Annotated in this window: 10 protein-coding genes and 1 tRNA gene; 4 read left to right on the plus strand and 7 right to left on the minus strand. The window is 56.8% G+C overall.

Annotation, left to right across the window (positions count from 1 at the left end; translation table 11 throughout):
* From IL54_RS21030 to IL54_RS21040, 3 genes are all read right to left on the minus strand, one after another.
* Nucleotides 1-564 (minus strand): sulfite exporter TauE/SafE family protein (locus tag IL54_RS21030; protein WP_037480708.1); only part of this gene is annotated, 564 nt, incomplete at its 3' end.
* A gap of 228 nt (nt 565-792) precedes the next feature.
* Nucleotides 793-1908, minus strand: coding sequence for an alanine dehydrogenase (gene ald, locus IL54_RS21035; RefSeq protein WP_037480147.1), 1116 nt, complete (start codon nt 1906-1908; stop codon nt 793-795).
* Between the two features lie 84 nt (nt 1909-1992).
* Nucleotides 1993-2883, minus strand: a complete 891-nt coding sequence (locus IL54_RS21040) for a peptidylprolyl isomerase (RefSeq protein WP_037480151.1) — start codon at nt 2881-2883, stop codon at nt 1993-1995.
* 93 nt (nt 2884-2976) lie between these two features.
* Here IL54_RS21040 and IL54_RS21045 point away from each other — a divergent pair.
* Nucleotides 2977-3067, plus strand: a tRNA-Ser gene (locus IL54_RS21045).
* Between the two features lie 125 nt (nt 3068-3192).
* On the opposite strand, the gene IL54_RS21050 is transcribed toward IL54_RS21045, so the two are convergent.
* On the minus strand, nt 3193-3372 hold the full coding sequence (locus IL54_RS21050) for a peptidoglycan-binding domain-containing protein (RefSeq protein ID WP_037480162.1): 180 nt from the start codon (nt 3370-3372) through the stop codon (nt 3193-3195).
* 432 nt (nt 3373-3804) lie between these two features.
* Between IL54_RS21050 and IL54_RS21055 the strand changes: the two genes are divergently transcribed.
* On the plus strand, nt 3805-4587 hold the full coding sequence (locus IL54_RS21055; protein ID WP_037480173.1) for a toll/interleukin-1 receptor domain-containing protein: 783 nt from the start codon (nt 3805-3807) through the stop codon (nt 4585-4587).
* A gap of 121 nt (nt 4588-4708) precedes the next feature.
* Here the strand turns inward: IL54_RS21055 and IL54_RS21060 are convergent, their stop codons facing one another.
* From IL54_RS21060 to IL54_RS21070, 3 genes are all read right to left on the minus strand, one after another.
* Nucleotides 4709-5626: an FRG domain-containing protein gene (locus IL54_RS21060; RefSeq protein WP_162182264.1), complete on the minus strand. Its 918-nt coding sequence runs from the start codon at nt 5624-5626 to the stop codon at nt 4709-4711.
* 558 nt (nt 5627-6184) lie between these two features.
* On the minus strand, nt 6185-6763 hold the full coding sequence (locus tag IL54_RS21065) for a recombinase family protein (RefSeq protein ID WP_037480189.1): 579 nt from the start codon (nt 6761-6763) through the stop codon (nt 6185-6187).
* A 376-nt stretch (nt 6764-7139) separates the two neighbouring features.
* Nucleotides 7140-7664, minus strand: coding sequence for a hypothetical protein (locus tag IL54_RS21070; RefSeq protein ID WP_156106332.1), 525 nt, complete (start codon nt 7662-7664; stop codon nt 7140-7142).
* Nucleotides 7665-7840: 176 nt separating this feature from the next.
* On the opposite strand from IL54_RS21070, the gene IL54_RS21075 reads away from it, so the two are divergent.
* A complete protein-coding gene (locus IL54_RS21075) occupies nt 7841-8026 on the plus strand; it encodes a hypothetical protein (protein ID WP_037480194.1) in 186 nt (61 codons plus the stop codon).
* Between the two features lie 339 nt (nt 8027-8365).
* The gene (locus tag IL54_RS21080) at nt 8366-8959 is read left to right on the plus strand and encodes an SOS response-associated peptidase (protein WP_037480195.1); all 594 of its coding nucleotides are present in this window, start codon (nt 8366-8368) and stop codon (nt 8957-8959) included.
* Nucleotides 8960-9157: the final 198 nt, after the last annotated feature.

Genomic DNA, 9157 nt, shown 5'->3' on the forward strand with positions numbered 1-9157 from the left:
GGCGATGGCACGGTGGATGGAACGGCCGCAGAGCGTCATCACCATGATCGCGATCGTGCCCCCGCCAATGCCGAGCAACGCGGAAAAAGTGCCCAGCCCGCCCGCGATGCCGACACGGGCGATGCCCGATGGCATATCCTGGCTGATTACCTTGTCGCCGACCTTGGGCAGCAGGAAGTTGAGCGACATCAGGAACACGCCGCCTGCAAAGATCATCGTGAGGATATGGCCATCGACATGGCCCGCCAGCAGCACGCCGACGCCATCACCCAGGATGATCCACGGTGCCCAGGTCTTGAGGATTTCAAACTCCACCGCGCCGCGCTTGGCATGGGACAGGAGCGAACGGATCGAGGTGACAATGATGGTGGCGGCCGACGTGCCGATGGCAACATGCGCGATCGCTTCGGGTGTGCCGCCCAATAGCGGCAGGACGACGAACAGCGCAGGCACGACGACGAAGCCGCCGCCAATGCCGAAAATCCCCGCCGCGAAACCCGCGAACAGGCCAGCGGCCAACATCGACAGCAGCGGCACCAACCAGGTCATGACATCGCCGTTCATCAGCGCGCTCCCATGGCTGGCGTGAGGCCGGTGGCCAGGCTGTCGGTGCCCCGGACAAACAAGGCGGCGAATGAAACTAGATCGACCATGTCGTAAAACCATGCCTCTCTTCGGCGGAACCAGAGCAAGGGGCTGACAGGACAGGTCCCTTGGCTGGCTAGACGAACAAGGTCGACAAATCCGCACCTTGTCCGACACAAGTCGGACAAGGTTGGCGGACGGGCCGGGTCAGCCGAGCAGATCTTCGGCCGGGGTATAGGGCAGGTCGAGCGCGTCGGCGACGGCGCGATAGGTGAGTTTGCCCTGGGCCACGTTGAGGCCCGCGCGCAGATGCGGATCAGCGCGCAGCGCGCCTTTCCAGCCGAGGTCTGCGATCCGCAGCGCATGGGGCAAAGTCACATTGTTTAGCGCATAGGTGCTGGTGCGGGCGACCGCGCCGGGCATGTTGGCGACGCAATAATGGACGATGCCATCGACGATATAGGTGGGGTCGGCATGGGTGGTGGCGTGGCTGGTTTCGAAACAGCCGCCCTGGTCGATCGCGACATCGACCAGCACTGCGCCCTTCTTCATCGTCTTGAGCATATCGGCACTGACCAGCTTGGGCGCGGCCGCGCCGGGGATCAGCACCGCGCCGATCACCAGGTCCGCATCGGCCACGCAGTCCGCGAGGTTGGCGCGGTTCGAAAAGCGCGTTTTGGCCCGTGCCTCGAAATACATGCCGAGTTTTTCCAGCACTTCGGGGCTGCGGTCGAGGATGGTAACGTCCGCGCCCAGCCCCGCCGCCATCTGCGCCGCGTTGAAACCGACGACACCGCCGCCGATCACCGCAACCTTGGCGGGCAGGACGCCGGGAACACCGCCCAGCAGGACGCCGCGCCCGCCATGCGCCTTTTCGAGCGCGGTCGCGCCGGCCTGGATCGCCATGCGGCCTGCAACCTGGCTCATCGGCTTGAGCAGCGGCAGGCCGCCCTGCGCGTCGGTCACGGTTTCATAGGCGATGCCGATCGCGCCGCTGGCGATCAGGTCGCGCGTCTGATCGGGATCGGGGGCGAGGTGGAGATAGGTGTAGAGGATTTGGTCGGGCCGCAGCATCGCGCGCTCGGCGGCTTGCGGCTCCTTGACCTTCACGATCATGTCGGCGCGGGCGAAGATCTCGGCGGCGGTGGCGACGATCTGCGCACCCGCCTTTTCATACAGGGCGTCGTGCGCGCCGATTCCCTCCCCTGCCCCGCTTTCGACCAGCACCGCATGGCCATGCGCGGTGAGTTCATGGACGCTTTCAGGCGTCAGCCCGACGCGATATTCGTGATTCTTGATTTCCCTGACGGTGCCGACGATCATGCAATGCCTCCCGATGGCGCGGCGCGTGGCGGGGCCGCTTTCCTACAGGATGACATAGCGCGGCGGCGGGCGCGAATGTTCCCTTTAGGGAGCCGGACGGACCGGCACCGGCGCATTGCAGATGTCGACCCCGCCCGCAGGCAGATCGTAGAAATCATCCTTCCGATTGGCGCGCAGGCGCAGATAGGCGGCGAAGCTGGGCGAGGCGACGTCCATCGCCTCAAACCGGGGCTGTTCCGCGGGTGCCAGGTCGCTGGCGAGGCGGACCGAGAGGATCGGGATTTTATGTTCGGTGGCGGTGTAGAAGCCAAGCTCACCGCTGCCGCGCGGCAGGCTGGACAGATGGGCCATGCCATCGATCACCCGGCCGACGACCGCGATATTGCGATCCAGCTGGCGCGGGGCTTGGCCGATGACGGTGTAGAGTTCCGCCCCCGTGCCCGCATCGGGCGACAGGTTGCGGCCGACGCCGACAGAAGCATAGCAATGGGGCAGCCAGGCCGCGTCCCCATCCATCGCCATCGGCCAGCCATCGACATAGCCGGTCGCGGGCGCATAGGCATCGGGATGGGGCAAGGGCGTGATCGCCAGCCGCACATTGGCGAGCGAGCGGACATAGTCGGCCGCACTGGTGGGCGCGAGGCCGGGCGGCATCGGCTTCTTCTCGGTCGCGTCGCCCCATTGGGTGACATAATTGTCCTGCACCCGGTTGATGCTGGTCCCGTCCCACCAGTGCGCGCGCGCCAGCGTGCGGATATTGCCGACATGGCGCGGCGCGAAGGCCGGGGCGAGCTGGATCACGACGCGCTTGCCGCCTTCGATCGTCATGACGAGCAGGTCTTCGAGCGGAATCGCGCGCCAGGCATCAGCGGGCGCACTCGCTACGAGCGCCGCGGGCGTTGTCGGCGGATCAGCCGCGATGGCGGTTGAGGCGAGGAGAGAAGCGAGCAGCGCGGGCGCGAAAAAACGGATCATGCCGCAATCAGAGCGCGGCCGCACAGGAAAGTAAAGCATCCCCTTGCCTAGCCGCCCGCGCCGCGATAGGGAGCGCGACTTCCAGTGCAATGCGGAGCGGTGGCCGAGTGGTCGAAGGCGCTCGCCTGGAAAGTGAGTATACGCCAAAAGCGTATCCAGGGTTCGAATCCCTGCCGCTCCGCCATAATTTTGACTAATATATTGAAAATGCTAGGTTTTTAGCAGGCCTTTGTGGCCAGGCCAACAATCCGCCCAACATAATGATTTTCATATTTTGGTGGCAGATTAGGCCGTGCGGATCGGGCGGACTTAGCCGGTAATCCGCGAAAGCAATGCGTCCAATATCAGCGACGATGCCTCACCTTTGATGGGCATCCCCTCGTTCTCTTCGAATTTCATAATCGCAAATTGCGTTGCGGGCGTCATGCGCCCGGTAGCCGGGCCGGGCTGGCAGCCAAGGCGCAGCAAGAGTTTCTGTATCGTCTCCATCTTTGCATCTGCAACGGCTGGCGTTGGATTGCTGAGCAATGTGGATGGAGCGCGATAGCTGCTTTGCGGGGTAGGCGTGACGATGGTGCGCCTAGGTGAGGCGACGGGTGGCGTGGAGCGTCTTGGAGAGGCGACAGGGGCGGATACGCTAGGACCGCGATGGCAATGGTATCCGCCGTTCTTGCGATCGTTGTGGCAGCCAGCGGCATTTAGGCCTACACCGTGTCCAAGTGACGGTGTAGCGATGCGAAATCCCACTAAAAAAGTAGATATCCGCCTCATATCGCTTTTGTGCCGAACGACGTGGGGACATGCAATGGCGACAGATTGTTTCTCAATCAGTGTCCAAAAGAGAATCTCTGCTCACGCATGATTTTCCCCTATTGAGAATGGTGATCCCGCGCCCATATCCCCACCATATAGGGGGATTTGATGAAAGTATTTCTCAGCCATCAGCATAGCGACAAGCCCGTTGTGGAGCCGATTGCTATTGCTTTAAAAGATAAGCTAGGCGCGGCAAATGTCTTTTATGACGCTTGGAGCATCAAGCCCGGTGAAGGCATTATAGAGAAAATGAATGAGGGCATGACTGCTCCCAATTTCGTATTCTTCTTTGTGTCTGCTAAAAGCCTTGATAGTGGCATGGTCAAATTGGAATGGCACAATGCGCTATATCAAGCTGCCAAAGGGCAAACTCAGTTGATCCCTGTCAGGGTCGATGGATCGGCCATGCCAGCATTGCTGATGCAGAGCGTTCATATAGACCTACATAACATCGGCATACCTGCTGCCCAGCAACAAATATTGCAGATAGTGACAGGTTCGGATGACTTCCGGCCAAAGCACACGGAGTTTTCAAACCTTACAGCGTCGATTATCAAAATCTCGCCTTTTCATTACGAGATTACTGTGTCGGCTTCCCATCTTAGCGAACACGCTCCTACGATCGTTATGATGACAAACAATACAACCGCAGAGGCGAGTTTATGGATCAAGGGAGCAGGAGGCGTGCATACAAATAGTTATGGTTTTAACACTGCCCACGGCACCGTGCTTCACGGATTTTCAGCGGCTCCTATTGGTGGCGATGTTATAAAACCCAATTTTTCTAGGATTTATGAATTGCGCTCTTCCTCAAAGCCAATTGAGTTGGTGGCCGTTGTGCAGGAAATAAAGCCAAATGAGTTCAAGCCGCTTCCGACAGTGGGCCTGTAATACGCTCCAACTCCTTAGACCCAAATTTTGCTAGAGATTTGCGAGGGGGCAACTCAGGCAAGCGCGTGACCGATTGCCCCTCGCATGCGCCCAGTCCTGCACGATGGGAAAAGGCATGGGCCTACCCTACCTGCCCAATGGGTGCAGCAAATAGGCGATCCTTCATATCGCGACAAATTCCGTCAAGTCCTGGAAATAGCGAACCGTACGTCAAGCCCATCAGTTCCAACTCGCGCATGATGCGGGGACGATCACTGGCAGGTAGGTCGCATACAGTAAGATATTTGACTCCATCGCTCGCCTCTCTCTCCTTTATGAAATCCTCTACATCAGCGATATTAGTGACTGCTGATAGCGCCTGTTGAGGGGATGATCGCGGATTACCAAGCGCCATACTCTCCAGAATTACCATCTGCGGAGGTGCAGCATCGACGATAAAGGCTGCCTTACCATAACGCTCGTTCCATGCTTCTTGATCGAAGATAAAAATGCGGGGAGGCTTATCCTGACCTATTTGGACGTGCTGAAAAGCAAAGAACGCTGCAACGAATGGGGAAAAGGTCCAATCCAGCATCGGCGTAGGGTAGCCGTGATGCTGCAAAATATTCCATATTGCCGCGTTATGCGCCAACGTTCCTAGTTGCAGTGGATATGATATTCGGTCAGCGACTGCTCCAAATAGCCTCTGAACGTCGTCGGCGATCCACTTCTGCAAATCTTTTCGCCAAGTCCTATGGAACGTTGACGCGAGTTTGTATGGATAACCCTGCCCCCTAAAGATATGCTGACGAGGTTTCTGGCCAATAGCCCAGTTTCTAAACTGATTCCACGTTGTCAGATCGCCCTCACTCTCAAAGGACGATTTTCCATCGGGATCAGACTTTTTCATTGATACCGTGCCGCCGTCATCATTTGCAGCCCAACGTATCTCTAATTTCCCGTCTGCATTAGCAAATTCAGCCTTGATGATCTCTGGCATGACCTCACCAAACCGCTGCCGCAAATTATCTTCGCCGACTTTTCTATCCGGTCCAGTCATGACCCCTCCATCTGGATAGAGATACCAAGTCTCTAGATCGGCAACGTATGGCCCCTCTTTGGGCATCCTGACTTGGAAACGGAATCCGGGAAGATTATGGGATCGGTCATAGAATAGATAGATATGGCCTAATTAGTTCAGGCCACGATCTTCTAACTCTAACCGTAAGGTCGCAGGATGCTCGCCTTCAATCTTGCCGAGCCACTGTCCGTGCATCAAATATCTCCGATCACATCGCGACGATATGAATAGTAGCCAGATCAACATTGCCAACCCGTTACGACCTAAATTTTGATCGGATTTTGCTAGGCGGCAACTCTGACCTAGCGCGGGCCTATTTCCCCCATGGCGGGCAAGGCCCCGACCAGCACAGCGGGACGGCCTGCCCTACCCGGATCAAGCGGGATGCAGTGCAGCCAGCGCCCAGCCAGCATACCGTATCGCAATCGCCCCTTTCCGATCCGTATCATCCATCTGTATCGGAAAGTACGGTATGTCATTCCAGAGCAGATGGTATTGCCGATACAGAGTTGCGATACGACATGGGGAGGACGCCCACTAGGCCAGCGCGCAATATCTCTTCACGGTCGCATCGGACAAACCGAATTGCGCCGCCGTCTTGCTGATGCTCGCAGCGTTCTCCCTACGCCATGACGCGACTGTAGCAGCATCAGCAGCCTTAGGCCTCCCCATGCTAACTTTGCCCCTATGAGTGCGCCCTGTGGCTTCTAGGGACGCCCTAGCGGCGGTCCTGCCTGCTTCGCAACGCTCCTTGATCCTGCCCCGCTCCATATCCGCAATCTGGGCTAGGACTGCTACAATCAATTCCCCAACGCCTCTGCCGATAGGACCAAGACCAAGAACATCTACCGTCACGCCCCGTTCAATCAGCCTACGAACTGTAGATTGAACATCAAGTGCGTCGCGCCCAAGGCGATCGATCGCGGCTATATAAAGAGTGTCACCCTCACGCACATAATTGAGCAGGGAGGCGAAGCCGGGTCTATCCGCTGCCATGGTCGCACCTGATACACCTTCATCGGCAAACTCCTTATCGAAAGGGCCGGTAAGGGTCTGGCGCTGGGCTTCAATGCTCTGCCCGCCTGTAGAAACCCGGTAATATGCAATGCGGCTCATATCTGCCCCTCGACTCGCTCATAAGATATGTTCTTATCTATGAGCTAGATCAAATATGAGTCAACATATGTTTTGAGCCATTCCGGCTGGCATTGAAGCCGGTGGGTATAAAGCTACAACTTTTGATCTGGCGCTTGCGCCGTTGGACCTGTTTGGAGGTAGCGGCACATCTAAGCGCATGGATAAGATCGAAGTCCTAGAGATTCGCGGTAAGACCGATACGGGTCCGTGCAGTCACAAGCCTATGAAAATAAGTCAGGCTCACACATTTAGAATCGTCAATTTCATACGGCAGATACCCGCCCATCGACGCCCGTGGTCGCGGCGGCAGGTGCAACGGAAAGCCGCCCATCCGCTAACGACCATTTTTAGCTATTTAGCCGCGCATGACCCATGCTCGAAAGCGGTCGATCAAAGTTGGTGGTTGTAGCAGGCGAGCGGCATCAGGCACCGAGATGGCAAGCAGATAGGCGATCTCATCCAAAGAGATGTCGGGTCTCTCCCGCCGCAAATCTTCCGCCGTCGATACCAATGCCGGTGAACGGGGATCAAGATATGTCCACGGCTTGCTCATGGTTATGCCGAGCCTGAGAACCTGCTCGTAGGTCATAAACTCGTCAGGCCACTGCCCTTTATCTATAATGGCTTGCTTCTCGGATGCGAGAAGGCGACGCAGATAGTAGTTGTCGTAAATGCGATCGTCCTGCGCGATCATCCAGACTTGCGAACATTTGAGGCAGTGAGAAACATAGAGCCACCATTGCTCCCCTCCACGCTCGATGATTTGTTCCAAAGATGTAAACACGCGTTCGTCCAGCGCATCCGAACCCATTGGGACCACGGCTAGATCAGGCAGTGAATTGCAACAACAGCTTGCATCAGCGGACACTTCGTCGCTCATGATCGCGACATACCGCCTTTGTGATGCGGCAGCTATAGCGCTTCATATTTTCAAAACGGACAGTCCGAAATCCACCCCGTAGCTGTACCATATGAGCGTCGGAATGGGATAAGCCGTGATCAAGGGCGGTTGACCGACTCACGTAATGTTCTTCATATGTTCTCGAAGGAGGATATATGACCCAGCTTGATCAACCCGAACTGCGCACCATCGCCAAAACCATATTTGATACCGTTTATCCATCCGAAGAATGGACCCCGGTCCGGTTTGAGGAAGCCGAGCGCTTTGAGACAATCCATTACCGAAACGCCATTGCTGCTGCCCGCTTTTTCCAGCCGGTGGAACAGGGTGCGTTGTTTTGATTCATGGCGCATTATCGCGACGGGCTAAAGCGGGCGACCTGCTTATTTGAAGCCGCCGCCTGGCATCGTGCCGTCAAAGTCCGTTGCGGTTGTGGGCATTTTGCCGTGTTCGATCCGCATGGCCTGTGGTGGTTTTTTCACAGAAAGGGATGGAGTGAAGATTTGCGCGATGTGCGGGGTAAGATGTGGTGCAGGGCATGTCGCAAATCGATTGGGCAGAAGGTGAGGCCAAGGCATATCGATCTGCTAACGGAATATCCGATAGGCATGATCACGCTTCCCTTGCCCGATGAGCGGGAATGGAAGAGGGTTGTAAGCCGGTATCGCGGGTGAGTCTAAATGTGCAATCTCTATAAAGCCCGGAGTACAGCGGAGGAAATGGCCCGGCTGTTCAACGCCATTCCTGATCCCGCCTATCAGATTGTCATTGAAAAGGATTATGTCGCGCCCGGTAAGCCGGGCTGCGTCGTTCGCGAAGAGAATGGCCAGCGGCTATTGTCCACCATGGCTTGGGGCTTCCCGTTCCAAGGCAAGCCGGTGACAAACGTGCGCAATTATACGTCGCCATTTTGGAAGTCGGCACTGGCAAACCCTGATCGCCGATGCCTTGTCCCAGTGACGGAATTTCAAGAATGGTCTGCCGCCCCTATGCCGGAGACAGGCAAGAAGAAGGCGTTCTGGTTCAGCGTTCCTAGCCAACCAACATTCGCCTTTGCAGGGATATGGCGACCAACTGAGATCATGCCTGTGTTTTCGTTTCTCACTTCTGGATATGACGGCGATCCCGCTGCCCATGTTGTCGGTGCGATCCATCCCAAGGCCTGCCCGGTAATTCTGCATCCCGAAGATTATGACCGATGGCTTCATGCTGATTTGGACGAAGCAATTGATCTAGCAGGGCCGTATCCAAGCCAATTAATGAAGGTCAATTGATCTGATATCGGCTGGTGCCGAGCCAATGCTGAAAACTGATCGTGAAGGCAACTGAATTGCCCCTATTGGGCGATTTAAGGTATCGCCAGACATCGATATGGCATTTTAGGTGGTTAGGTGCCGATATTTTCTTTCGGCTTGTCAATCGGCGTCCAAACGGGACCCCTTATCAGCGCGCAAAAGGGACCCCCTGTCAGG

Source organism: Sphingobium sp. ba1, from assembly GCF_000743655.1.
Classification (GTDB): Bacteria; Pseudomonadota; Alphaproteobacteria; order Sphingomonadales; family Sphingomonadaceae; genus Sphingobium.